Raw genomic sequence first — 26,572 nt, 5'->3', positions numbered from 1 at the left:
CTACTTTAATACTTCATGGGTTTGTATGTATCGACCGTGATTGGTATAAGCAATGAACTAAGCTTAGCTGAATTAGCAAACTCAGAACGCAATGCAGCCAGTGTCTATTTAAATGAGAGGAACAAAATGCACTACGACGTATTTAATGGAGACGCAGACGGCATCATCGCGTTGTTACAACTTCGCCTAAGTCAGCCTAAAGAGAGTGTACTCGTTACTGGTGTGAAGCGCGATATCAAGTTGGTATCTCAAGTCGTTAATCAGATGATGGGGCAAGGTAAACAAGGTGATAGTTCATCTGTTACGGTCTTAGATGTATCTATGGAGAAAAATCTATCCGCACTCCATTCACTACTAGACGCAAGTATCGACGTTTTCTATTGCGATCACCATCGTACGGGAGAAGTGCCGAAATCTAGATATCTTGAAACTTTGATTGATACTGCACCTGAATGCTGCACTAGTTTGTTGATAAATCGAAAGTTAAAGGGTGAGCATGTGGCATGGGCAATTGCTGCCGCCTTTGGTGATAACCTAAAAGCTGTCGCTGTTCAGTTAGCTGTTGAGAATGGATTGGATCAAGCTGAAATTGATTTCTTAGAGGAGTTAGGGACTTTAGTTAACTACAACGGATATGGCAGTTCGTTGAGTGATTTACATTTCACGCCAATTGAACTTTACCAAGCTCTTTACCAGTACCCCAACCCATTTGATCTTCTAGCAGATCAAGATTCTGTGTTTTACCAATTACGCAATGCTTATAAAAATGACCACCAAAAACTCATGAGCATTACACCTGTCCATGAGAGTGAATTTGCTCGAGTGTTTGAGCTACCCGGTGAGACTTGGGCGCGTCGCATTAGTGGTGTCTTTGGCAATGAAATCGTGAATCAAGATCCAAGTCGAGCACAAGCCGTTTTAACGAAGAATCAAGACGATAAATCTTACACCGTAAGCTTACGTGCTCCATTATCAAATCGAACAGGTGCAGATGAAATTTGCGCGAGCTTTGATACGGGGGGTGGTAGAAAAGCAGCTGCGGGAATAAATCAACTGCCAGAAACGGATAAGCAACGTTTTATCAACACTCTAACCAGTTACTATTCAAATAAACCCTAGTGGTGAAATAAATTAGGGCTTTATAACGCCCAGTTTATTTCCATTTCATACCGAAGGGGTAAAACTTTTAACGCGTGCTGTGTGACGAATGGAACTTTAATTGAGCTTCTATGTTGGCATATGAGAACGATCTATATTTAACAGCTCGGTTACGGTAAGGCCGAACAGTAATTGGATAATTTCGAGTGGGTCTTCGGTCGGGAGCCTGTCTGAGATATATTTTGCTAGGCCAAGTACCCCTAATCGACCTGAACCTTCAGAACCTTTTTTGTGAGCCTGCATTACAAACATGCGCATGATCATTTTAAATTGAGTAACTTTCATGGCTTTCTTCCAAGACTCAAGAAGGAGGGGCTTTGACGTGAAATCAAGGTGCTGCAAAATTATAGGGAATACCTTTCCTTTGATTGCAACTTCGAAATCGGCATTACTTGGGTAGTAGCCTTGCAAGGTACTTTTTCTAAGGCCGGTTTCTTTGCTTAGTCGATCATAAGTGACGTGATCCCAACCCTCGTTGAGGAAAATATCGAGAATAAGAGCGTTGTAAGAAGCGAAATTGTCCTCGCGTTGGTTTTTGGTGATTCGTCCCATACATATCTCCAGAAATTTGAGACGAAAGGTTAACACAACAGTTATTAAAACTGATGGATAGGTATGATGGTTAACTAATGTTTGACAGAGACTTGTCATTGGCCATTTGGAAGCCTTAACAACGGCATGTTTAAAAGTCTATATGCAACTTTGAATTGACCCATGATTCTAACTTTGTAATAATTATCGATGTGAATTAAGTCCATTTAACCATTTCTTCTATCAATATTAAATGCATGAAATTCAGCATTTTAGCGTTATATTTTCAATGAAAAGTCAAAATCAAATTGATTTTGTTATTCAATCTGTGACTTAAAATCACAAGTTAAATCAAAGCCTCAATTTTTATAAAAATTCCATTACTGATCCATAAATATTCATGACTAAAATGAATTGGTTTGGTTGTGATTGGCACAACTGTTGGTTAGGAAGTGGGATAAATGTTGAAACGTAAAGCTCTGCAATTAGCAGTATCGGTCGGCATGGCCGCAATGTCTGGCGCTGTTTATGCGAATGGATCGGACATGACAAATCCAGATTCGGGCGTTGTGGTTGGTTACTGGCACAATTGGTGTGATGGTGCGGGTTACCAAGGTGGTAATGCGCCTTGCGTAACATTGGATGAAGTGAACCCAATGTACAACATTGTGAATGTGTCATTCATGAAAGTGTACGATGTGGCTGATGGTCGAATTCCTACTTTCAAACTGGACCCAATTATTGGGGTTTCAGAACAACAATTTATCGATCAAATTTCTGAACTTAACAAACAAGGCCGCTCTGTACTGTTAGCTCTGGGTGGTGCGGATGCACACATAGAATTAAAAACAGGTGATGAAAGAGCGTTTGCTGACGAGATTATTCGTCTAACTGAACACTACGGTTTTGATGGCCTAGACATCGACTTAGAACAAGCGGCAGTGACGGCAGCCAACAACCAAACCGTGATTCCAGACGCGCTTAAGCTTGTGAAAGACCACTACCGCACTGAAGATAAAAACTTCCTAATTACGATGGCTCCAGAGTTTCCCTATTTAACGTCAGGTGGCAAATATGTCCCTTACATCGATAATCTAGAAGGTTACTACGATTGGATTAACCCGCAGTTTTACAATCAAGGTGGCGATGGTATCTGGGTTGAAGGTGTAGGTTGGATTGCTCAGAACAACGATGCGTTAAAAGAAGAGTTTATCTACTACATATCTGACTCTCTTATCAACGGAACACGCGGTTTCGACAAGATTCCACACGACAAACTTGTGTTTGGTATTCCTTCAAGCATTGACGCAGCAGCGACGGGTTTTGTAAAAGACCCTCAAGATTTATACGCCGCGTTCGAAACCTTAACAGCTCAAGGTCAACCTTTGCGAGGCGTGATGACCTGGTCTATCAACTGGGACATGGGCACCAACAAGAACGGTCACGAGTACAGCGAACAGTTTATTAAAGATTATGGCCCGTTTGTTCATGGTCAAGTGACGCCACCACCCGTTGAAGGCGAACCAGTACTGAAAGGTATCGAGAATGCACGAGTTCTGCACGGTGTTGTCTTTGAACCAATGGAAGGTGTGACTGCAACAGATAAAGAAGACGGTGATCTAACGCCATCAATCGACGTAGAGGGCTATGTTGAAACAGCAGTTATTGGCACTTATGTTCTGACTTACCGTGTAAAAGACAGCGACAATAACGAAACGGCTAATGCAAGAATGGTTGAAGTGTACAGCCAAAAGCCTACGTTTGGCGGCGTATCTGATACCACGGTCATGCTAGGCGCATCGTTTGATGCTATGGCAGGAGTGACGGCGAATGATGCTGAAGATGGCGATCTAACAAGTACCATCTCACATTCTGGCAGTGTCGATGTGAATGAAATAGGCAGCTACTCGCTTGTATATAGTGTGACAGACAGTGCTCACCAAACCGTCACTGCTGAACGTAAAGTGTCTGTGACTGATGGGTCTAACTGTGCTACGGCATGGGATACTGACACCGTTTATGTTGAAGGTGACCAAGTTTCGCATGACGGCTCAACGTGGGCTGCGGGTTGGTATACTCGTGGCGAAGAGCCAGGGACGACAGGTGAGTGGGGCGTTTGGAAAAAGGTTTCAGAAAGTTCATGTGGTGGTGAAAATCCAGATCCAGGCGGTGACTTAGAACTTCAAGTAGCGGGCCTACAATCTGAATACGCACCGGAGAACGGCCATGTACATTTAGAGGTGACACTGACTTCAAGCGAAGCACTTGATGTTACAACAATGGTGATAAATAGCGCAGGTACTGTTGTTGAACAGGAGAAAGTGAACTTGGTTGATAGCCGTACTATTACAATGGATCTCTATGATGTAGCCGAGGGACAATACTCATTTGAAGCGGTTGGTAAGGCAGCCGACGGTGAAATAGTGATGGTAAACAATTTATTCTCTGTAAAGGCAAACGGCGGCACAACACCACCTCCAGGCAATTATCCTCCATATGTTGCGGGTACAAGTTACGCAGCGGGTGACATTGTAATGGGTAGCGACAATGCCTTATACGAATGTAAGCCTTGGCCATACACTGCATGGTGTGCAAGCCCAGCTTACGCCCCTGCAGTCAGCCAATACTGGCAAGATGCTTGGACAAAGCTGTAAGCTCGTTAGAAGTTAGTGATAAGATAACAAACAACGATAGAAGAGAGGCATTTTGCCTCTCTTTTTTTATCTGTAGTTCTTAATACAGTTGGTAGATGTGGAAGACCGAAAGTTAATGAGACTAGACATTGCTAAAGTCGTTTTTAAGCTCAAATCAAGTAAATCATGTTTGCTTTAGATCAAAATAAGAGTGATTATCAATTGTATTATTTATTGAGAAAATGCACTATGCGTACACTGAATTTTATGTGATCTAATTATTTAAAAAATGAATATTGCACAAGTCGACCTCAATTTATTAGTCATCCTCAAACACCTGTTAGAAGAGAAGCATGTTTCTAACACGGCATTAGCTCTTGATATGAGCCAACCAACAGTGAGTCGTTCACTGCAAAAACTGCGAACGGTATTTAACGATGACTTGTTGGTGAGAGCGGCATATGGCTATGAATTGACGCCAAAAGCAGAAGCGATTAAGCAAGATTTGAATTCGGTACTGACTCGGTTAGAAAAGTTGGTGCATGGCGATGTGTTCGAACCTCACAACAGTGACACAACGGTTCGATTTTTCGGCCTTGTTCCTCAAGTGTCACACTTGCTTCCTAAAGTGGTCGCGGAGATACGTAAGCAAGCACCGAACATGATTGTCGATATTGATTCTATTCCTAAAAGACACTTCGACCCTTTGTTGTCTGGGGATGCACACTTTGTATTGTCGACTCATGAACCATTGAGTTCAGAACAGAACCTGTATCGAATGTTCGTGATCAGTCGCGATTACCGCTTATTGATGAATAAAGACCATCCCTTGGCTGATAAAGAAATTACGGTCGATGATTTGCTCAACAGTCATCTTGGTCAAATTTCTTTGCAAGGAGACAAGAAGCTCTCAATTGAGAGTCGATTTAAAGATCTCGGTTTGGTTGATAAGCAACGTCAGCTCTCGATTCCCATCCAGTTGTCGAATTTTAACGTAGCGCCTGACATGGCGGAAGCGACCGACATCATCTTCCACTTGCCTACGCCTTTTGCACTGCAAGCTGCAAAGCAGAGGAACCTCATTTGTAAACGCGTTCCTAAAGCACTTCGCCACCCATCTGAAGATGTGTATTTATACTGGCATAAACGTTTTCACAACGACCCAATGTGTCGCTGGGTAAGGGACCTCTTTAAAGAGGTTTATGCTTAGCGAGCGGCTTTCAGCGCAAGTTATTAACCTTACTATGGCTTTAAATCTGATATTAATAGGTATGTAAAATGTGAGCTTGGTTATTGAAAGATATTGAATATGCTTATTTTTATGTATGTGAATATTGAATAGCGAAAATCAATTTTTGGTATGAAACTTTCATTGATAACAATGGTAAGTGAATGTCTAATGCAAACCATTATCATTACCAATCACATATAAGAATGCATATCATGTCTGAGAGATCTCTTTTAACTCGCACACCTTTATCGATCGCAATTGCTGTTCTTTGTTCGTCACTTTCGGCTAACGTGTTAGCGGAAACAAAAGTGACTGACACGGATGAACAGATGGTTGTTACGGCGACTCGTACTGAAATGGCTTTGAAAAAAGCACCAGCCTCAATGTCGGTTATCACTGCCCAAGACATAGAAGACAGCCCTGGTATTACTTTGGCTGACATCGTTGCTGAGTCAACCAGTGTGGAGTCTGATTTTGACAGCACTCGTGCTGGTCGTCAGATGATCTCGATTCGTGGTATGGATTCTGATTATACGCTTATCATGGTTAATGGCCGTCGTCTAAGTTCAGCAAGCGCGATTATCCGCGGTAACGATTTTGACTTATCTACTATTCCAGCTGACTCAATTGAACGTGTTGAGATTATTCGTGGCCCAATGTCGGCGCTTTACGGCTCTGATGGTATGGGCGGTACAATCAACATCATTACTAAAGCACCAGAAAATGACTGGAGCTCTACAGTAAGCATGGATAACTCATCCCCTATGGATGGCAACGGGGGACAAGAATACTCAGTTGGCTTAACTACTTCAGGTGCGCTGATTGAAGATGAGTTATTTGCTCGAGTGTCTGTTAACCAAACGAGCCGTAATGCATGGCAACCATACTCAGGTACGCATAATTCAGGTTACGATCGTGAAGATGTAACAGCATTAGAAGGCCGAGATACGCTGAGCATGTTAGCAAGCCTGACATGGCATGCAACAGACAACCAAACTCTCGATTTCGACTTTGGTTACAGTGATGACGAGCGTGAATCTGCCGCTGAAAGTTCTAGCTCAGTGATTGAGTCCAATACTCACGTGGTTCGTCATAGCCAAGCTATTACACACAGCGGTTACTGGAGTTGGGGCGATACTCAAGTACGTTATTCTCGCGAGAACGTAACGGATAACGATGCAGCCGATTTAGGAAACAACTTCAGCAGCGATATCGAAGAACTGACTCAAATTGTTGAAGCGTCTGCAACGACTTATCTTGGCGATAGTCACACATTAACGTTTGGTATGGATTACCAACTGAGTGAGTTGACCAATAAAGAAAACCTAGTGAGCGGCACGTCCGAAGCGTATCAAGGTGCATTATTTATTCAAGACCAATGGCTAATGACCGAGCAACTGACAGCAACGATCGGTGGTCGCTTAGATAAACATGAACTTTACGGCGAAGAGTTTAGCCCGCGTGTGTACCTTGTTCACCAAACTACCAATGACTTAATCATTAAGGGTGGTGTCGGTAAAGCGTTTAAAGCACCATCATTGACTCAAAACCAACCTGATTATCAAGTATCAAGTTGCAAGGGAGGCTGTGCTCTGGTTGGTAATGAAGATCTAAAACCTGAGACAAGTTTGAACTACGAGTTGGCAGCCGTGTACACGCAACCACGTTGGAATGTAGAAGCTGCGTTATTCCGTAACGAAATCAATGATCTGATCGACAGAACAGAAGGTTATTGCCCACAAGGTGGTGATTGGAACGAAAGCGCTCGTCAGTGTGAAAATCCTGATGGTTCATCAACGGGTGAACTCGGCGCAAAAACATACGAGAACGTAGCCGAAGCGATCATTCAAGGTGTTGAAATTGCGGGTCAGTACCAAATTTCAGACGAGTGGGGCGTATCGGGTAACTACACATATCTAGATACGGAAGATAAATCTACGGGTGATGAACTTCTTGAGCGTTACAAGCATTCAGGTTTAGTTAAATTGAGCTGGAATCCTACGTATGACCTCAACACATTCGTGAGTGCGCGTTACCGTGGCGAGCGCCAAATCGAAGCCGATCTAATTCAAGATGCTTACACGACGTTAAATATTGGTACCGTTTATAATGTGAACGATTCAGTACGTCTGCGTGCGGGTATCTCGAATTTAACTGACGAATCAGTATCAAACGAACTAGAATACTTAGGTTATGTTGAACAGCCACGTACTTACTATGTTGGTATGACCGCTGATTTCTAATCCGTCTGTTTGTAACTCGATAAATAGAGCCTGATAAAATAACGAACCCACACGACTTAACATCGTGTGGGTTCTTTAGATCTAATGCTCATACATTACTTAGTTAAATAATGTCGGTAATGTAAGCTAATAAGCTAATAAGCTAATAAGCTATATAGCTAGGAATCCATTAGGCTTTGACACAAGTTATCAGCGCGTTGCCTGAAATTAGATCCCAAGGCAAAAGTTTGTCGTAATCGTGTTCGAAAGTATGAACCTCAAAATAGGGCTTCAATATTTCGAACAGCGCTTTGAAGTTGAACGCCACCATTGGGTGTTCATCATTCCATATTTGCGTTTCACCTGCGGTCGTTTTTTCAATGCTGAGTTTCAGCGCTTGCTTATCACCTTCGCCAGAGTAATACCAACCTGAACGGAACGTAAAATCGTCTTGCGCTTGGTTTGTGGTATGTCGAACAAACAGATCGTTGCTGATCTTATCTTTATCTACCACGTTAAAGCAGAATACACCGCCAGGTTTAAGCGCTTTATGAACGCTTGTAATGCACGCTTTCAAATTCTCGATGCCATCGTTGTAATGGATGGAGTATAAGAAACAAGTGATCAGATCTAGTGGCTCAGATACTTCAAAATTACTCATATTCTGCACTGAAAAGCTGGCTTCTGGGCAGCGAGCTTGAGCGATGTCTAACATTGGTTTGTTCAGATCAAGCCCACTACTTTGGTAGCCATAGTTAATGAAGTGACGAACGTGTGGGCCGGTGCCACAACCAAGGTCTAAGTGAGTTTTTCCATCATTTCCGAAAATTTGATGTAGCCTACGAACACAGTTACTTTGCGCTTGGTAGTCAATATCGACACACATTAAATCATAATAACCCGATAGGTCGGTGTAGAGTGCGTTGGCGGACATAGTGGCCTACAGCATTTGCTGAAATAATTGGGGTGGCGCATAGTAAACTAGAACCTAAAAATAACAAGCAAATCTTCGATAAATTCATGTGTATTCAGTACTGTTCTTGATGACTAGCCAAGCACTTAATGACCATGCCACCAACAGTGTGAGCATCGGTATCGTTAGTCAACTTAAAAATCGTCAATATCTAACATTTACTAGTTGGGATGTCAGTGTACAACTTTCCTTTTGTCAGCTTACCCTGATAGCGTCTAGATAACGCTTTTTACTCGGTCTTGGTAACCGAAGATATGAGCGTTCTGATTGTCGACATCGATTCTTCGGTGATTTTGAAGTGTCATACGCCCTTGTGAAGAATCGAAATTCCGACAAGGTATTACGGCGGTTAAATCTAGTTAGATACCCATATCGACCTGACTGCTTATTTTTCATTGAAAACAGGTGCTTTAAGCAAAAGCTAATGTCGTGCTCGTGCTCGTGCTAAGACTTGTCTTGTTGTCATGTATGTGTCAAAAAGGGTACACGAGAAATACAGCGACACTCCATCGTTACAGTGTGTTATTCGCTAGGTATTAGGATAGAGTAATTTTACGGTATCGAAAGTTGATTAATAATTTATTAAGGAAAATGAATCAGTTATGGAAATAAAAATTGACGACTTGTCGGGTGGAGAAGTGATTGCATTGCTTGAAGAGCATTTGGCGGATATGTATGCGACATCTCCACCAGAAAGTGTACACGCACTGGATATTAAGGGTTTAAAGTCGCCAGATGTTACCTTTTTCAGTGCTTGGAAAGAGAACCAGTTACTTGGTTGTGTGGCAATCAAAGAACTTGATACCCAACACGCCGAACTTAAATCGATGAGAACGAGTCAGTTTGCAAGGAAATCCGGTGTCGCAAGCAAACTATTGCAACACGTTTTGGAAACCGCAACGGCCCGCCAGTATCAACGTATTAGCCTAGAAACCGGTTCAGAAGTGTACTTTCAACCTGCTCGTAGTTTGTATGAGAAGTTTGGCTTTGATTACTGCCAACCCTTTTCGGATTATTCGCTTGATCCTCACAGCCAATTTATGACTATTGAGCTCAATTAATGCCAACTGATCTTTCAAGACAACAATTAGTGCTAAAACCGTTGTTACTTTCAACTCATTCAAACTTAAAGATTTAGTTTAATGTCGACTTACTTTGCTGGTTTCACTCTCGGGCTTTCGTTGATCCTCGCGATCGGCTCTCAAAATGCTTTTGTTCTTAGACAAGGTCTGAAGAATCAACATGTGTTTGCCATTTGTTTGGTCTGCGCTATTTCAGATGCCCTTTTGATTAGCTTCGGTGTGACAGGCTTCGGCGCGATTGTGAAGCAGTTTCCACAAATCGAGCAATTTGCTCGTTACGGTGGGGCAGTATTTTTAGGCGTGTATGCGTTCTTGAGTTTACGTTCGTCTTTCACCGAGACTCATGCGCTTGAGGGAGTTGGAGATACCAAGGAATCACTAATAAAGGCGATGGCGATGTGTTTAGCGTTTACATGGCTGAACCCGCACGTTTATTTGGATACTGTAGTCTTGCTAGGGTCGATCTCTACGCAATATCAACCTAACCACATGCTATTTGGTGCGGGCGCGATCACCGGATCATTTGTGTTCTTTTTCTCTCTTGGCTATGGCGCTCGCTTTTTAGCTTCGCTGTTTAAGAATCCAAGAGCGTGGAAAGTGTTGGAGTTTGTGATTGGTATGATCATGGCGTCGATTGCGGTTTCTTTAGTTATTTAGTTCTTGCGTATCGAACTGTGAGGCCGTTTAGTTTACGGCCTTCTAATTTTTGTTGTCTAACTTTCTGTTCCACATGACATTTCATGCCTGTTTAACTTATTTCTAATTTGTTTATTTTTGCCTTTTTCGAGTGTTATTTGAACAGTGACGCTCTGAATATTAACCATGGTGAGGGCAAAGTCTCACTTTTGAGACTGATAAAATATGGCTACAGGTTCGCTTGATAGCACTAAAATGTTGTGCTAGTTTCCCATTCGCTTTCTAAATGAACGCTGTTTTATTATACATGGGAGGCTTTGTTTTTCATTTTTTTAAACAGTAGCGCAACAGTTGGATTGGTGTCGGAATACATCCAAAGACAGTGACAGCGCTATTGTAGGACAGACTAAAAAGGGTATTTACATGCTTAAATCAACATTTCTATTAGGCCTAGTTGGCTTGGTTTCACTTCCTACTTATGCTGCTGGTATCGAAGGCGGTCCATACATTGGTGCAGGCCTTGGTGTCTACCAAGATTCAGACACTGACGGGGCTGGTAGTTTAGATGCTGAAAGCATGGGTTATAACCTTTACGGCGGTTACCAATTTAACCGTATTGTAGGTATCGAACTTGGTTACACGGATTACGCTGACTACGAAAAATTTGGTACTAAAGTGTTGTCGCCGACCTCTTTTTCTGTTGCTGCAAATGTAGGTTACACATTTGATAACTCAATCCGACCTTTCGTGTTGGCTGGCCTGAGCTATGTTGACCTAAACGCTCATGGTTCGAGCTACATTGATGACGATTCTGGTGCTGGTTTTCACTTCGGTGTTGGTGTTGAATATACCCCGGTTGAGAACCTTACACTGCGTCTAATTTCACAGGCAGATGCCGTAAACATCGAACTCTTTAATAACAATGGCAATAGAATCGCGAGCAGAGATGTGGCGTTCAGCAGCGTTACTTTAGGTGCTTCGTACAACTTCTAACAGCTTCATATTTTGGGTCATAAAATAGCTTAAATTTTAGTCGTCAGTTGATTCAATCATCAGATAATTTAATGATTAGTTAAGTGAATTGAATGAGTGACTAACTAATTGGTTTACAAAGTGACCCGTTAGTTTTGAGCCCACGTTATCAAGCGATACCGTGGGCTTTTTTGTAGCTCAGTAGATTCGTAAAGAAGGTATAATGTGTAGAATCTTATCTTTGACAAAACCGAGAATGCTAGATGTCTGAACTAATCCAACAACAAATTGGAAATATCGCACTAGTCGTCGAAAACTATGACGATGCAATCGAATTTTATACTAAGAAACTTCAGTTTACTTTGGTTGAAGACACTGATTTAGGTGGTGGTAAGCGTTGGGTTCAGGTGTCGCCACCCAACTCGAACGGTACTAACTTGCTAATAGCTCAGGCGAGCAATGAGGAACAGAAAAAAGCGATCGGCAACCAAACTGGCGGCCGTGTATTCTTGTTTTTGCAGACCAATGATTTTTGGCGTGATTATGAGCTAATGAAAGCGAAAGGTGTTGTGTTTAATGAAGAGCCACGAGAAGAAGCGTACGGAACGGTCGTGGTTTTCCAAGATCTGTATGGTACTAAGTGGGACTTGCTACAGTTGAATCGTCCCAACCATTAAGTTCTAAGTTAACTCGATTTACACATCAAAACCGCTCTAACTTTGAGCGGTTTTTTCATATGAAAAGTATCGATTGATGGTACGTTGAAAACAAAGCCTATAAAGCCTGAATTTTATTGTTTTTCACAAGCTTATAAAAGGAAAATAATGCTAACCCATTTGGTAGTTGATCGGTATTTTGATAAATTAAAGCTATTATAGACATCCAGTGAGCCGCAATGAAAATTCTTCACACGTCAGATTGGCATCTTGGCCAAAACTTCTACAATAAAAGCCGCAAAAACGAACATGAACGGTTTTTACAATGGTTGCTAGAGCAAGTTACTGATCACGATATCGACGCAATTATCGTGGCTGGTGACATCTTCGATACCAGCACACCGCCAAGTTATGCCCGTGAGATGTACAACAAGTTTGTTGTCGACTCGAATAAAATTGGTTGCCAGTTAGTGCTATTGGGCGGTAACCATGATTCTGTGTCGGTACTTAAAGAAACACAGCAATTGTTGAAGTATATGGGCGCGGACGTGATTCCAAATACCAATGAAGATCATGCGACTCAGGTTGTCGAGCTGAAAGGTAAGGGCGGCGAGGTTGAAGCGCTAGTTTGTGCGATCCCTTTCATCCGCCCTCGTGATGTTTTAACCAGCCAAGCAGGCGTGTCGGGTGTTGAGCGTCAGAAACAGTTGGGCGACGCGATTAAGCAGCATTATAAAGATGTCTACGATGCAGCAGTCGAAAAACGCGATACTTTTGCTAACCGCGACACAATGCCGATCATTGCGACAGGGCACTTAACCGCAATGGGTGTGAAGCAATCTGACTCGGTGCGTGATATATACGTTGGTAATTTGGATGGTTTTGCTGCCGACGGTTTTCCAAATGCCGATTACATCGCGCTTGGACATATTCACCGACCTCAAGTTGTTGCTAAGCGAGAACACATTCGTTACTGCGGCTCGCCAATCCCGCTCAGTTTTGATGAATTGAAATCTCAAAAGCAAGTGTGTGTGGTTGAGTTTGTTGAAGGCGAACGCACCATTTCTCAATTGTCTGTCCCGACATTCCAACTGTTGGCCGAAATCAAAGGTGATTTGAGCGAGATTGAATCTCAACTGAATCAATATATTGGTTTGGAAGAAGGCCAAAGCGTGTGGTTGTCTATTGAAGTTCGAGCACAAGACTATCTATCGGATTTACAAGAACGCATGCGTGCCTTAACCGAAGACTTAAACGTTGAAGTACTTCAGTTAAGAAGAGCAAGAGAGCGCCGAAACCAATCGTTAGAGCAAGAATCAGCAGAGACATTAGCGGAACTCACGCCAATAGATGTGTTTGAGAAACGTATCGCACTCGAGGAGTTTGAAAGCGATACAGAGAAAGCGCGCTTAGAAAGAATGACGGTGAAGTTCAAGCAAGTAATTGTCGAAGTGTCTCATGGAACTGATGATTTAAACGGTACAGAAGAGTAATCAAGAATGAAAATCTTAAGCTTAGAATTTGAAAACTTAAACTCTTTGAAAGGGCGTTGGAAGCTCGATTTCACACAGTCGCCTTTTGCCGAAAACGGCTTGTTTGCGATCACCGGCCCTACCGGGGCCGGTAAGACGACGATTCTTGATGCGATTTGTTTGGCATTGTTTCATCGTACACCACGGTTAAGAAGTATCGCCAAAGGCACTAATGAGCTGATGACGCGCGGCACTGGCGAATGTTTTGCTGAGATTGAATTTGAAGTAAAAGGAAAAACTTACCGTTCGAACTTTCATCATAAAAGAGCTCGTGGTAAGCACGATGGCGCGCTGCAAACGCCAACTTGTGAGTTTGCAGATGCAGACAGCGATGTGGTTTTAGAAACGCAGCTGACTAAGAAAATTAAGATGGTTGAAACCGTAACGGGTTTGGACTTTTCTCGCTTCACTAAATCGATCATGCTTTCACAAGGTGAGTTTGCAGCGTTCCTAAATGCCAATGCAAATGATCGAGCAGAACTCCTTGAAGAGCTGACTGGTACAGAAGTCTACAGCCTGATTTCAGAGCGTATTTATGATCACTTCAAATCGAGCGAAGAGTCACTTAATCACCTTAAAGCGAAAGCAGAAGGCGTGAGTTTACTGTCTGAAGAGCAAATCCAAGAACTGACTGGCGAGCGAGAGGCTCTCGAAGCTGAACAGAAGCGTTTAGCCGATCAGCTGAAAGAGTGGCAAGCACATCTCAGTTGGTGGAAAGAAGTGACCAAAGCTGAGCAAACTATCACGACCAGTGAGCACGATCTTAAAACGGCTCAAGATGAACTAGATCGCAACCAAACATCATTAGTTCGTTTAGCAAACAGTGAACCTGCTGAAAAACTGCGTCCAATGCACAAAGATCTAAAGCGTTGCGAGCAAGAGGTCAACACTACTCAAGCTAACTTAGGCAACAGTACCAAGTTACTTGCTGTCCGTGATGCAGAAAAACAAGACGCACAGACTAAACTGACTCAAAGCAGTGTGATTGTCGAACAAGTCAAAGCCGAGCAGCAAGATCAGGAGAAGATCATTGAGCAAGTTCGCCCACTCGATAACCAAATTGCAGTGCTCAGAGATAAACAGACAGCGGCCGTTAACGCAGCGAACACGCTAAACGACCAACAAATGCAACAGCGTAATCAACAGCTCGTTTTAGTGCAAAAAACTGATGAGCTGAAACAACAAGAGCAACTCAGCACTGATTACCTAAATACTCATCAAGCTGACCAACATCTAGAAAAATACTTAGGTCAGTGGCAAGCCAAAGTAGAGCAAGTTCGCACCCTTGAGCGTCAGCATTCAGAGCAGTTGAACTTAGCGAAGCAAGCCTTGTCTGCGGTTGATGCTCAGCAATCAGTGATCAAGTCAGCTCAAGAAGAAAAAGCATCGCAAGACAAAGCATTAGCTGAACTGGTTGTAAAGGAAAGCAATGCAGAGCAACAATGGGAAGCATTGCAAGGCAACACCAGTGAACAAGTGTTGAATGCACAAAAAAATCTGTTGGAGTTTTGGAATCGCAATACGCACTCATTGCTTGAGGTTAATCGTGGCTTCTTAAATGCCCAGCAACAGCTGCACGCTAAAACTCAGGGACATCAAACTAACACTCAGTTGGTCGACAAGCTTTCGAAAGAGCGTGCAGTGCTGGTGGAGCGATACAAAGAAAAAGAGACTTCACTTGAGCGATTAACGCGCTTGATTGATCAAGAAGGCGAACTGGCAAAATATCGTGCAGCATTAGAATCTGGATCTGTATGCCCGCTGTGTGGTTCAACAGACCATTATATTGAGCAGTCACAAGATATTGCCAACTTAGTTGCTCAACAAGAACGTGAAAAGCATGAGCTAGCGGTTATTAAAAAGGACGGCCAAGAGCACCGTCAACAGTTAGATTCTCTAGCACCAATGATTACGGGGCTTAACGATGACATTCAACGTGCGCAAGAGGATATTCAGCAAGCTCAACTTAACTGGCAAGGCATTGTTGGTAAGCTTCAGCAGAGCTTATCGGATTTCGTTGGCACGGCTCCAGAATTAGCATTGTTAACGGTAAGCGATTTAGGCAATGAAGCTTCAGTTGCGACTTTCGCTCAGCAGTGTGAACTTCTACTAAGTCAGATCTCGCGGCAACTCAAAGCGCTAGGTGATGCTAAAGCTCACTATGCCGAAGCTGAGAAACAACGCTTATCTGTAAGTGTTATGGCTGACAAGGCGCAATCTAACCTTGAGTTGGCCGAGCAACGCTTAGCTGACTTGAATAAGCAAAACCACAGCACAATTAAACAAGTGGCTCAGATCGCTCAAACGAAAGAGCAGCAATGGAACTCTTTGAAAGAGAGTATTGTTCAAACTTCTATTGAAGCACCTGAACTTGAGCATATTGATGATTGGTTTACTGCAAAATCGCAAGCATCAAACACATGGCAGCAAACTAAACAGCAACAGGCCGATATTGAGAAGCAGCTACTCACTCAAAATGCTGAATTGAAAACGCTAGATGACAAGTTGAGCAGCCTTGAGAAAGAGCTTGCGACATTGACGCAAGAGAGTGAGTCTTTAGTGTCAGAGCTCACTCGTGTAACTGCTGAAAGGACAGAGTTATTTGGTGATAAAGACATTCAAACCACCAGCAATGCGATGAAGCAAAAAGTCACTGAAGCGGTGAGTACATTTGATGCCGCTCAGTTGGTGCTTAACCGTTGCGAACTTGAACATCGAACCGAACAAACCAAACACACAAGCTTCTCTGAAGAGTTGATGAGCAAGCAATCAGCTCATACGCAAGCGCAGCGTGCTTGGTTAGAAGCAATGAAAGCTAGCCCATTTGAAAGTGAGGCTGATTTTGAAGCTGCGTTGCTAGACGAAGAGGTTAGAACTCAACTTCAAAGCTTGAAGAAGACACTTGAAGAAGCAATCGTAAGCGCACAGGCGAGATTGAACAGTGCTAAAGCGAATAGAGTTGAACTGCAAGCTCACGAGAAAGCCGAAACATGGAGCGCCTTACCGCAAAATGAAGTAGAGCTAGCGATGGCTCAATGTCAAAATGAACAGCAACAACATGCTACTCAAATAGGTGCAATTTCTGCGAATCTAGAGACCGACCGTCAGAATCGCAGCAACCAACAAGACTTGTTCAAACAGATAGAAGAACAGCAATTGGAGTTTGATGACATATCACGTTTGAATTCTTTGATTGGCTCAAGAAATGGTGACAAGTTCCGTAAGTTCGCTCAGGGCTTAACACTTGAGAACTTGGTGTACTTAGCCAATAAACAGCTACAACGTTTGCATGGGCGCTATGAATTGAAACGTAAGACTGATGATGCTTTAGAGTTGCAAGTGCTAGATACTTGGCAGGGCGATGTGATGCGAGATACCAAAACGCTCTCGGGTGGTGAAAGCTTCTTGGTGAGTTTGGCACTAGCGTTAGCGCTATCTGATCTTGTAAGCCACAAAACCAGTATTGATTCGTTGTTCCTCGATGAGGGTTTCGGAACGCTAGACAGTGATACCTTGGATATAGCGCTTAACGCATTAGATAACTTGAACGCTTCAGGCAAGATGATTGGTGTGATAAGCCACGTAGAAGCATTGAAAGAGCGCGTGCCTGTGCAGCTCAAGGTGACCAAACACTCAGGCCTTGGCTTCAGTGAAATGGAAGAACAATACAAGGTTGTTGTTTAGTTAAACTTTTCTCTGTGTGTACAAATACATGCAGGCATAGATAAAGATAAAACAGCTCATCGGCTCTGTCGCTCTCCCTTCTGGAGGTTGACGGCGTTGGGCTGTTATCTTTCACCGCCGTCATTCATCGAAGCGAGGGGCGAGCGTAATGGGGAATCTCTAGTAAACGAAGAAAGTTCATTCAGCGATAAGGAAGCATCAATGCACAAGAAACCATATCTACCCACGAAGATATGTCCGGTTTGCCAAAAACCATTTGCATGGCGCAAGAAGTGGGAGCGTTGCTGGGAAAATGTCATCTATTGTTCAGAACGCTGTCGTCGCAACAAATCCTAATTTAGATCGATATGATCCAACCAGTGACACTTAAAGTGTTAGACTTAAAAGCCTACCGATCTACAAACACAGCCATTACTCCAATCAAGTGACATCAACACCAAATCGCTGTTTAAAAAAACAATCACCCCAATTCTTAATGGTTTTAAGAACCAATTGATAATCACTTCTTCATTTCTTAAGTTAATATTTCTATCTGTAAGATAACTGCTGTATAAAGGCGGCATGAAGATACCAAAAAGAATACAGCCTTTAGTTGACGATGGTTTAGTCGACGAGGTAACAAGCCAACTGATGAGTGGCAAAGAAGCGTCAGTGTATATAGTACGCTGCGGCGATACGATCCGTTGTGCCAAGGTTTATAAAGAAATAAGCCAACGTAGCTTCAAGAAAGCGACAGCATATCGAGAAGGGCGCAAAGTCCGTAATAGCCGTCGAGCTAGAGCCATGGAAAAGGGCTCGGGTTTCGGTCGTGAGCAACAAGAAAAAGTATGGCAAAGCGCTGAAGTTGATGCTTTATATAAATTGGCAGAGGCAGGCGTTCGTGTACCCATTCCTTATGGCTGTTTCGACGGCGTGCTTCTTATGGAGCTAGTCACTGATGATGACGGTTATGTCGCGCCAAGACTAAACGATGTCGTGATGCCAGCTGAACAAGCGATTGAAGATCACCAAGTCATGATGACCTACGTGGTCAAAATGCTGTGTGTTGGTTTGATTCATGGCGACTTGTCTGAGTTCAACGTGCTTGTGGATGAATATGGTCCAGTGATCATTGATTTACCACAAGCGGTTGATGCATCTGCCAATAATAATGCAGAGTGGATGTTGACTCGCGACGTAAATAATATTCGTGATTATTACGCTCAGTTTGCACCAGAGTTATCAACGACAGAGTATGCTAAGGAAATATGGGCTCTGTACGAGAAGGGCGACCTTAAGCCAGATACTAAGCTAACCGGTGAGTTTACAGAAACCGATGAATTAGCGGATATCGAAGCTATCATGCAAGAGATAGATGCGGCAAGAGTTGAAGAACAACACCGTCGTGAACGTGTTAAAGAAGAAAAAGAAGGTGTCGACGACAGCAAATTTAATTGGTCTGAGTCTTAGTAAAGACCAATTAAATCAAAGCTGAACCTAAGCTATGCCTCTTTTGATAAGACAACGTTAACTGTAACGAACTGCTTCTTCCAGACGACTAAACCCAATAGAGCCAAAACTCTGTTGGGTTTTCTGTTTTTATACCAATCACAGTAAGTGATTTAACAACGATAGCTTAGAAACGGTAGAGAACGAAGCCGTGTTTTTCGATAAGTAATGATTCTAGAATCAAAAGTTCAGACGAGGTTATCGGATTTTTTAACGATCTATGGTCAGAATTATTTACCACGATCGGTAGTCCTTATCACCAAGTCAATTGCTCACCATCATACGCGTAAAAGTTGCCACTGTTTTCCGGTATTGCACTGCTGATTATGTCGACCAGTTGGTGGGCGACGTAGCTCGATTCAAACAGCTTTCCTTCAGGCACATTCGCTTGAAATGGCTTTGACAACGCGGTATCGGTTGTACCTGGATGCAGTACTAACACGGTTCCTTTCTTAACCGTTCGTTGCCATTCAATCGACATGGTTTTGATAAACATGTTTAACGCTGCTTTTGATGAGCGATAGCTGTACCAACCGCCTAATCTGTTATCTGAAATACTGCCTACCTTAGCTGAGACGACCGCGAATTTTGGATTGTCACTGAATCTTAGAACAGGTGTGAAATGTTTAGCCAACAGTAAGCTTGGTAGTGTATTAACAGAGATGTTTTTCAGAAAAAATTCAGGGTCGATAGACGATAAGTTCTTTTCCGGCCCAAGGTTTGGCGTGTGAAGCATCCCTACGCAGTTGATTAACCAATCAAGTTTATTGAACCTCGCGCTTAGTTGTGCGACTTCTGTTTCGTTGGTTGCATCGAGTTGATGCCAGTGAAGTCGCGTGTCTTCAAGAGTGGGGCATTGCGAGTGGTAAGTTGCATCAACCTGAACATCGAGAAAATCAAAATGAGACAGCTCAGACAGTAGGTGTTGAACAACTGCGAAACCAATTCCGCCGCTGCCACCAATGACTAATATTTGTAATCTGAGTTGTTCCACCATTATAAGTTCTCCAAGTTAGTCAGTCGTTGTTCTGCAGTATCGAGAATTGCTTGTTGGTCTTGCTGATCCATATTGTCCCAAGATCGATATAACATGCCCATGCGCGGGTTACGGTTTAACGCATCGCGATGTTGATTCATGAAGCGCCAGTACAAGCTATTAAATGGGCAAGAGGATTCACCGCTGCGCTCTTTTATCTGATAGTGGCATCCTTTACAGTAATCACTCATACGGTTGATGTACGAACCGCTGGCAGAGTATGGTTTGGTTCCTACGATGCCGCCATCCGCAAACAGTGCCATACCTCGCGTATTTGGCATTTCGACCCATTCAATCGCATCTACGTAAATGCCAAGATACCAACTGTCGACTTGGTCAGGTGCTATGCCAGTTATCAAGCAGAAGTTGCCAGTGATCATCAGCCTCTGAATGTGATGTGCATAAGCAAACTCAAGGGATTGACCAATCGCGTGCTTCATGCAATTCATTTTGGTTTGACCATCCCAAAAGTAATGAGGTAATTGTCGGTCGGCTGAATAATAGTTTTTATTGGCATAAGCGGGCATGTTGGCCCAATACACGCCTCGAATGTACTCACGCCAACCAAGTATTTGGCGTACGAAACCTTCGACCTGAGCGATATCAATGCTTGGTTTATCTTGAGCCTTTGACGCTTCAAAAGCCGAGAGTGCCGCATCAATGACTTCGCGAGGGCTAAGCAACTTGCTGTTCAAAGAAAAAGAGAGACGACAATGATACAAGCTCCACTTTGAATCGTGTTCTGTAGTCATTGCATCTTGAAATTGACCAAACAGTGGCAAGCAAACTTGGCAAAAATGAGCGAGTAGAGACAAGCTTTGAGCTCGGTTTACTGGCCATAAGAGTTGCTCACCAACTTCGCCAATGGTTTGTACATGATGACGCTCGATGCGCTTCAAAAGGTCCGAGATATCGTTAGAGAACATCAAAGGCTTCGGTAAGTTGGCGATGTCTTGCTTCTTAAGCTTTTTACGATTGTTGGCATCGTAGTTCCACTTCCCACCAACCGGTTTGTCATCCTCCAACAAAATGTCGAAACGTTTTCTCATCCGACGATAGAAGTGTTCCATCATAATGTGTTTGTCTTTCGGAAACTGCGTTTCAATTTCCTCAAACGGAAATAAGAAGTGCTCAGTATCACAACATCCTTTGGTAACATTGGTTAGTTTGAGTTTTGCCATTTGCTGAAGTAAGCGATATTCATCCGGTCTTTGGTATTCAAATTTTTCGGCGTCGAACTCGCTTACATAATGTTGAAGCAGGGCATCCAGGTTTTCGAATTGCGCTGTGTCATCCAATGTTAAATGCAGTACCTGATGACCTTGTTGAGTGAGTTCGTTGGCGAAATAGGACATGGCAGAGAAAAATGCAGCGACTTTCTGAATGTGAGACGCGACATAATCCGTTTCTTGTTTGAGCTCAGCGATCATATAAATCACACTATCGTCGACTTGCTGAAACCAAGAGTGTTCAATGTTGAGTTGATCACCAAAAATAAGGCGTACAGTTTTGAATTTCATAGCTTGTCCTGCTTAGAGGCGGAGGTTGTATGTTGGCCCGTCTCTTTCCATTGATTAATAAAGACGTGGTCTGGATCGTACATCTCTGTCTGTTTTGCTAGATCAAAGTGGCGTGATTTAGGCTGTGATTGGTTTATACTTTGATCCTTGTGGATTGATTGGTTGTTATGGATTGATCGGTTGTTATGGCTTGATTGAGTGTTGTGGACTGGTTGATTAAGATCCCCAGCGATATACGCCCAATTTCCCCAGTTCGATGCCACGTCATAGTCAACGAGTTGGCTTTCGAAATAAGCGGCGCCGTTTCGCCAATCCACTCCTAATTCATAGATCAAACAACTTGCGGCCAATTGTCGGCCACGATTAGACACGTACCCCGTAGTATTAAGTTGGCGCATGCAGGCGTCGACAATCGGATAGCCCGTATTGCCGCATTTCCAATTAGCGAAGTTTTGTTGAGTCGTGTTGGTTGCCAGGACCGAATCGATGCTTGGGTTGTCTGTGCCGTTTTGAAACAGGGATGACCCTAAAGATAAGCACTTCCAATAAAAATACTCACGCCAAAGTAGCTCAAAGAAAATCCAATAGGTTGAATCGTTTGAGCCATGTTTCGCTTCAAATTGGACAAGGTTGCGGTAAATCGTCTTTGGTGAGACACAGCCGAGCGCTAACCATGGTGAGAACTTGGTCGAATTTTCTTTGCCATCGAACGCGTTTCTGGTCTGTTTATATTGGTGAGCATAGGGATGTGAAAAATAGTCGTGCAAATGCGCTAGGCCGGCTTGCTCTCCGCCAATGAAGCTGCTGTTGTGTAAACCGTTTACGTTTGTGTTGCTGATGTTTAGGCAGTGTTCATCGAACTTTGAATTAGAGGCCTGTTTCGAGTGACAGTGTGACAAAGCTTTAGGCATTGGTGGTAGTGTGGTGATGCTTAGGCTTTGTGTATCAATAGGTAAGTGCTCGACTAATTTTCTAAACTTGGTGAACGAGCGAGGTAACTTAGATAACTCAAAGGGAAGCCGCTCCAGCTCTAACAGAGTTGAATGATGCTGCTGCATTAAAATTAATTTTGGAAAGTTAAACTGTATCGATTGCACAAGATGTCGCTCGTCAAAGCCACAATGATGACTCACAAACAAGTGTGTGGCTCGCTGTGATTTGATAATTTCACTCAGTGCGAAGTCTCTACTCATTTCCTCATCAGTTAATGTTGAAGATCGCAGAACGATGAGCTCTTGCCCTAGGTTAGCTAGGCGGCTTTCTAAATCAGTAATAGACTGAGAAATGAATTTTGCTCGCTCTGCCCCATATTGTTGCTCTTTCGCAAACTTGCGAGAGAATACGGACAAATTCGGCTCGATCACTACACATATCAGTTCATCAACGAGCCGAGACGCTTTACCAAGCAACTCGTTATCGTCGGCTCTTAAATCGTTGGTGAAAAGATAGAGGCCAATCTTCTTCATTGTTTACACTCTGTTTTGTTAATTATTAGACGCTTACGAGTTGATCGGGCGCTAAGATCACAAATGAATGCTGGACGTCGATGATAGTAGTGGGCGATTTAAAGTGGACACGAGAACGAGGTTAAAGAGTACATAACCGAAAGAAGATAGAAGCGAAAGAGCGCACAAGCCAACCAATAACACGGAGAGAGGTTGGCTAATCGTGTTTGGCTTCGACGTCCTTTCTCTTAGACATCGTATATTTTAAAATCAGCCTACTCCATTGGGACGACTAAGATATCGACTGGAGAGGTGTCGATAATTTGTTTCGAATGGGAGATGATCTTATGCCAAAAATCATGGTGGTGACCACATAGCAACAGGTCGACTTTGTTTGCCTCGATGGTATTTTTGAGCTTGTTGTTCAAATCACCAGTACCCACAAAGATATGGTTGATTGGATGTTTGGCGTAAGTCTCGAACTCTTTCAATTTTGCTAAGGTATCTTCATTGAAAGGTAGATCACTGCTATTTCCCTGAATATCAACGAGTTCTGGATAAATTTCTCCGTGTGTACCATCGATATAAACAAACGAAATACTAGCCTCTAGTTTGTTCGCAAAGAAGGTCGCTCTATCAATGAGAATTTTAGTGTCTTCAGACAGTTCAAGTGCGACCAGAATATGTCGGTATTCCATAATTAAAGCCTCTTATTGTGATTTCTTTTACAAGCATAGTTTTTGTTGGCGTAAATTATATCGAAGAGGTCCCATATTGCGCAAAAACGTCATTCAAAGATCTTCTAAGCATTGTGATATTTATATCGCTTTGATTGATAAGAAATTTACAAAAGGTTGTTATAGTGAAGCGCGCTCGATGTTCTACGCGATTCAACAAACTAATGCGCTAATAACTAAGAGGCACTAATGACAGCATTACTTACCATTCCTACTCGAACATTAGGCTTTGATTATGACATTGAAATCAGTGACTGGTCTCAAAAGCTGGCCGGCTTTCATGTGTTTGAAGGTGGTAGGCGGCCACTTGATGGTGGCATTGGTTTAAGCTTAAATCTTGTCGAGCAATTTGATGTTGACGGTCGTTGGTTAAACTCATTGCCGGTTCGCTATCGTGAGATCACAGACGATTTCCCAGAGTACCAATATCAAATGCTGTGGTTGGCTGCGAATACCTATGAGGCTGGGCAATTATTGGAGTTGCGTCCGGTCATCTTGGCGTTGATTTGCATGAAATACAGCGTTGATAACCAAAAGGCGTTGGCGCTTAGCCGTTTAGGGCAAAAGAAGATCCTTGAGAAATTGGGCTTAGATAGCAGTAAGGCCACCCTCAAATTCATCGATAAATTAGAGCTTCACTACAATGTGGGTGATGAGCTTGACCATATAATGCGTATTCTTGAACCTCTGCAAAGACGCGTATTGAAGTTTAAGCATTATTCCAAAGTAGGCTACACAGCGTTGCGTTTGGATCAGGTTCATCCGTTTTTAACTGGCAGCCGATTAGGTATTGCTATGGTTAAAGAAGGCAGACTTAATGCACCATCGAAAATGGCGATGTTCCAAGATGCGATATTGCTAGGGCAAGATTTGGAGATAGGAGATCCGCTTCGTGCCATTACCAGTCAGAACTCTTTTGCGATGTTTGAACAACTTCACGACCGTTGGACGGAACAGCGTCAATTACGTCGCTTAGAAGGTAACCGACCAATGGATAAAGACATTCCTTATCCCGTTCCTTTGCTAGGGAACGACAATATTCATCCCCTCACTGATTATTACGATTTGGAACGCGAAGGCATTGAGCAGAAGCACTGTATTGGTGTCTATCACAACCGAATCATGAGCGATCGTTATGTGGTATTCCGCATGCTTAAACCCCAAAGACTAACTATAGGTTTGCGCCGTGTTCCGAGCAAAGCATTTCCGTTTGAAATTGACCAAATCTGCGGAAAAAGAAATGTACAACCATCGAAATCCGCACGGCAAGTGATTCACGACTGGTTAGAAGAAAGTAAACACAAGTACATGAAGTAAAGGGACCGCTTATATGTATCAACAAGGCGATCTATGCCCACATTGTGGTTTGATTATTGTGATGCCTACGGATCTACAAGGCGAATGCCTAGGGTGTGGGGAAGAGATAAATCAAGACCCAGCAGACGAATACGACGAAGAAGAGTAGCTTTACCTACACTTAGATTAAACAAGGCTAGGATGGCCAAATTACTCCCTTTCAAAGGACGGAAAAAATGCAGAAAGTAATATTTAGAAATTGTGATGAAAGCTCACCTTATTGGAGTGTGTTAGAAGGCTTATTTCAAAGTGAATGGTCTGATTTTAATTTTAAAGACACCTATAAAGAAAACATACAACTCCCTCCTGTTATAACAGCACTTAGCGATAATGTGGTCATTGGTGGCTTGGCGTACTCCCACTTTCAGGAACCTCATCAAGTGAATGATGTGGTTTGGATTAATGCGGTTTATGTTGATGAGAAATGGCGTGGTCAAGGTATTGCCAGTGAATTGATTAAGCGAGCACTCGCACAAATGCCAGACTATTATCAATCTCAACCCGAGACTGACTCAACTTCTAAGTTGTACGCCTACACTAATACTGCACCGTTATATCTTTCACTCGACTGGTCAATTGTTGATATAGAATCGGACCCCGCGCACCATGTAGTAAGCGTCTTATTTTAGAATCTTTATAGCACAGCAGCTACTTGTCATGTGAGTAGTAACAAAAGGTTAAAAAGGCTTTGTGCGATTCTAAGTACCAGTATTCGCAGCTTATTTCCTTCAATGCGCTATTTCTCAGATTAACGCTTTCACTTATCCCAAACTCCATTGCATTTTGGGTTATTTGCTTCAATTTCGCATCTTTAAAATTCAAATCTCGCGTAGAGAACTTAACGAGTGCTTTGTATATCGACTCTTTAGCTGAAAAGAGCAGTGTGATGGCTTGCGCTTTGGTTAACCTTGCACTCATTGCTAAATCGACTTCTTGTCCCTCTACAATCATGCTTCCAATTTCGTTGCAAACACCACTCGAAATGATCTTTTGCACATCGATACCAAGATTCTCTCGATCTGAATGATAGGAGGGGGTAACTGCAACGCATGCCAAGCTTTCGCAGTGCGAAATGGATCCAATAGTGCCAACAGGGAATTGAGGGCTACGGTCGATGTTCGGCTCAAGAGTGCAATGTTCGAAGCCTAATTCCTCTAGCTTGCTCGCCACTAAATAGCGACCAACAAAATACTCAGCTTTTCTCTTGTTAATGGAGCGGATGATAGCTTCAGGGCAATAAATATTGGTTTGTTCAAACATACTGTCGCAAAAGCGCGTGTAGTCGAACTGTGTTAGCTGGATGTCGACACCGTCGCTTCGCGCCGTTGTATTGTTCACCCCGGTGTTGGCGTATCCAAAAGGCCATAGCGCTGTTTCAGTATCAAGGGCTAGTTCATTGCTCATAAAGCCAAAATTTCCAGGAAGCGGACGAAAGGGGTTGTTCATCATTGAGTTTACCATTTTGCAACAAGGTGAATAATTGACTCTAAGCTTTATATTCTAAAGTTAAGCTTCTAACCCTTTAAATTATAGGGGAAAAGCTAGTATGGCATATAGTTTAATCTAAATGAAAATCGTTTGCATTTGAATTTTTGCAAGTGTATAAAAGCGTGTCTGTTAATGATTTTATGAATATGTTCATATTTCATTAATTTTTTAGTGAATGGTGTGTTTTAAGGT

At 42.9% G+C, this 26,572-nt stretch carries 22 protein-coding genes; 15 read left to right on the top strand and 7 right to left on the bottom strand.

All coding sequences use genetic code 11. The annotated features are described in order from the left end of the window. Window positions 1-126: 126 nt before the first annotated feature. The gene (locus SJY39_RS22985; RefSeq protein WP_010441154.1) at window positions 127-1,119 is read left to right on the top strand and encodes a hypothetical protein; all 993 of its coding nucleotides are present in this window, start codon (window positions 127-129) and stop codon (window positions 1,117-1,119) included. 108 nt (window positions 1,120-1,227) lie between these two features. On the opposite strand, the gene SJY39_RS22980 is transcribed toward SJY39_RS22985, so the two are convergent. Beyond that, window positions 1,228-1,710, bottom strand: a complete 483-nt coding sequence (locus tag SJY39_RS22980) for a hypothetical protein (protein WP_010441152.1) — start codon at window positions 1,708-1,710, stop codon at window positions 1,228-1,230. A gap of 440 nt (window positions 1,711-2,150) precedes the next feature. On the opposite strand from SJY39_RS22980, the gene SJY39_RS22975 reads away from it, so the two are divergent. From SJY39_RS22975 to SJY39_RS22965, 3 genes are all read left to right on the top strand, one after another. Beyond that, window positions 2,151-4,343: an immunoglobulin-like domain-containing protein gene (locus SJY39_RS22975; protein ID WP_016769225.1), complete on the top strand. Its 2,193-nt coding sequence runs from the start codon at window positions 2,151-2,153 to the stop codon at window positions 4,341-4,343. A gap of 268 nt (window positions 4,344-4,611) precedes the next feature. Beyond that, window positions 4,612-5,532 carry a LysR family transcriptional regulator gene (locus tag SJY39_RS22970; RefSeq protein ID WP_372275311.1) on the top strand — a complete coding sequence of 307 codons (921 nt, stop codon included), beginning with the start codon at window positions 4,612-4,614 and terminating at the stop codon, window positions 5,530-5,532. Between the two features lie 233 nt (window positions 5,533-5,765). Continuing rightward, the gene (locus SJY39_RS22965; protein ID WP_016769227.1) at window positions 5,766-7,796 is read left to right on the top strand and encodes a TonB-dependent receptor domain-containing protein; all 2,031 of its coding nucleotides are present in this window, start codon (window positions 5,766-5,768) and stop codon (window positions 7,794-7,796) included. A 169-nt stretch (window positions 7,797-7,965) separates the two neighbouring features. Here the strand turns inward: SJY39_RS22965 and SJY39_RS22960 are convergent, their stop codons facing one another. After that, the gene (locus SJY39_RS22960) at window positions 7,966-8,709 is read right to left on the bottom strand and encodes a class I SAM-dependent methyltransferase (protein WP_010441145.1); all 744 of its coding nucleotides are present in this window, start codon (window positions 8,707-8,709) and stop codon (window positions 7,966-7,968) included. A gap of 641 nt (window positions 8,710-9,350) precedes the next feature. Here SJY39_RS22960 and SJY39_RS22955 point away from each other — a divergent pair. The 8 genes from SJY39_RS22955 to SJY39_RS22920 all read left to right on the top strand — a co-directional run bounded on the left by SJY39_RS22955 (window position 9,351) and on the right by SJY39_RS22920 (window position 18,759). After that, entirely contained in the window at window positions 9,351-9,809 is a 459-nt protein-coding gene (locus SJY39_RS22955; RefSeq protein ID WP_010441144.1) for a GNAT family N-acetyltransferase, read from the top strand. A gap of 81 nt (window positions 9,810-9,890) precedes the next feature. Then, window positions 9,891-10,487 (top strand): LysE/ArgO family amino acid transporter, encoded by a 597-nt coding sequence (locus SJY39_RS22950; RefSeq protein ID WP_016793533.1) that lies wholly within the window; start codon window positions 9,891-9,893, stop codon window positions 10,485-10,487. Window positions 10,488-10,889: 402 nt separating this feature from the next. Continuing rightward, entirely contained in the window at window positions 10,890-11,459 is a 570-nt protein-coding gene (locus SJY39_RS22945; protein ID WP_010441142.1) for a porin family protein, read from the top strand. Between the two features lie 242 nt (window positions 11,460-11,701). Next, a complete protein-coding gene (locus SJY39_RS22940) occupies window positions 11,702-12,115 on the top strand; it encodes a VOC family protein (protein ID WP_016769230.1) in 414 nt (137 codons plus the stop codon). A 218-nt stretch (window positions 12,116-12,333) separates the two neighbouring features. Next, window positions 12,334-13,587 carry an exonuclease subunit SbcD gene (sbcD, locus tag SJY39_RS22935; protein ID WP_016769231.1) on the top strand — a complete coding sequence of 418 codons (1,254 nt, stop codon included), beginning with the start codon at window positions 12,334-12,336 and terminating at the stop codon, window positions 13,585-13,587. Between the two features lie 6 nt (window positions 13,588-13,593). Continuing rightward, window positions 13,594-17,310, top strand: coding sequence for an AAA family ATPase (locus SJY39_RS22930; protein ID WP_372275313.1), 3,717 nt, complete (start codon window positions 13,594-13,596; stop codon window positions 17,308-17,310). Window positions 17,311-17,511: 201 nt separating this feature from the next. Beyond that, window positions 17,512-17,646: a DUF2256 domain-containing protein gene (locus tag SJY39_RS22925; protein WP_010441138.1), complete on the top strand. Its 135-nt coding sequence runs from the start codon at window positions 17,512-17,514 to the stop codon at window positions 17,644-17,646. A 225-nt stretch (window positions 17,647-17,871) separates the two neighbouring features. After that, on the top strand, window positions 17,872-18,759 hold the full coding sequence (locus SJY39_RS22920) for a PA4780 family RIO1-like protein kinase (protein ID WP_010441137.1): 888 nt from the start codon (window positions 17,872-17,874) through the stop codon (window positions 18,757-18,759). 295 nt (window positions 18,760-19,054) lie between these two features. On the opposite strand, the gene SJY39_RS22915 is transcribed toward SJY39_RS22920, so the two are convergent. From SJY39_RS22915 to SJY39_RS22900, 4 genes are all read right to left on the bottom strand, one after another. Then, the gene (locus SJY39_RS22915) at window positions 19,055-19,795 is read right to left on the bottom strand and encodes an SDR family oxidoreductase (protein WP_010441136.1); all 741 of its coding nucleotides are present in this window, start codon (window positions 19,793-19,795) and stop codon (window positions 19,055-19,057) included. Further along, window positions 19,795-21,354: a cryptochrome/photolyase family protein gene (locus SJY39_RS22910; RefSeq protein WP_016793532.1), complete on the bottom strand. Its 1,560-nt coding sequence runs from the start codon at window positions 21,352-21,354 to the stop codon at window positions 19,795-19,797. Before SJY39_RS22910 ends, SJY39_RS22915 begins: the two co-directional genes overlap by 1 nt. Beyond that, the gene (locus tag SJY39_RS22905; RefSeq protein WP_016793531.1) at window positions 21,351-22,820 is read right to left on the bottom strand and encodes a DASH family cryptochrome; all 1,470 of its coding nucleotides are present in this window, start codon (window positions 22,818-22,820) and stop codon (window positions 21,351-21,353) included. The genes SJY39_RS22910 and SJY39_RS22905 overlap by 4 nt, the downstream gene beginning before the upstream one ends. A gap of 254 nt (window positions 22,821-23,074) precedes the next feature. Further along, window positions 23,075-23,497, bottom strand: coding sequence for a universal stress protein (locus tag SJY39_RS22900; protein ID WP_010441133.1), 423 nt, complete (start codon window positions 23,495-23,497; stop codon window positions 23,075-23,077). Between the two features lie 228 nt (window positions 23,498-23,725). Here SJY39_RS22900 and SJY39_RS22895 point away from each other — a divergent pair, with 228 nt between their 5' ends. The 3 genes from SJY39_RS22895 (at window position 23,726) to SJY39_RS22885 (ending at window position 25,521) form a co-directional block, all read left to right on the top strand. Next, window positions 23,726-24,853 (top strand): PcfJ domain-containing protein, encoded by a 1,128-nt coding sequence (locus tag SJY39_RS22895; protein WP_010441132.1) that lies wholly within the window; start codon window positions 23,726-23,728, stop codon window positions 24,851-24,853. Between the two features lie 13 nt (window positions 24,854-24,866). Further along, window positions 24,867-25,001, top strand: a complete 135-nt coding sequence (locus SJY39_RS22890) for a hypothetical protein (protein WP_016784477.1) — start codon at window positions 24,867-24,869, stop codon at window positions 24,999-25,001. 67 nt (window positions 25,002-25,068) lie between these two features. Continuing rightward, window positions 25,069-25,521: a GNAT family N-acetyltransferase gene (locus SJY39_RS22885; RefSeq protein ID WP_010441129.1), complete on the top strand. Its 453-nt coding sequence runs from the start codon at window positions 25,069-25,071 to the stop codon at window positions 25,519-25,521. A 19-nt stretch (window positions 25,522-25,540) separates the two neighbouring features. On the opposite strand, the gene SJY39_RS22880 is transcribed toward SJY39_RS22885, so the two are convergent. Then, complete coding sequence (locus SJY39_RS22880; protein WP_010441127.1) at window positions 25,541-26,341, bottom strand: 4'-phosphopantetheinyl transferase; 801 nt, start codon at window positions 26,339-26,341, stop codon at window positions 25,541-25,543. Between the last annotated feature and the right edge of the window lie 231 nt (window positions 26,342-26,572).

This window comes from Vibrio sp. R78045 (assembly GCF_042466085.1).
In the GTDB taxonomy this organism is placed as follows: domain Bacteria; phylum Pseudomonadota; class Gammaproteobacteria; order Enterobacterales; family Vibrionaceae; genus Vibrio; species Vibrio cyclitrophicus.
This window is presented reverse-complemented; position numbering and strand designations above follow the sequence as displayed.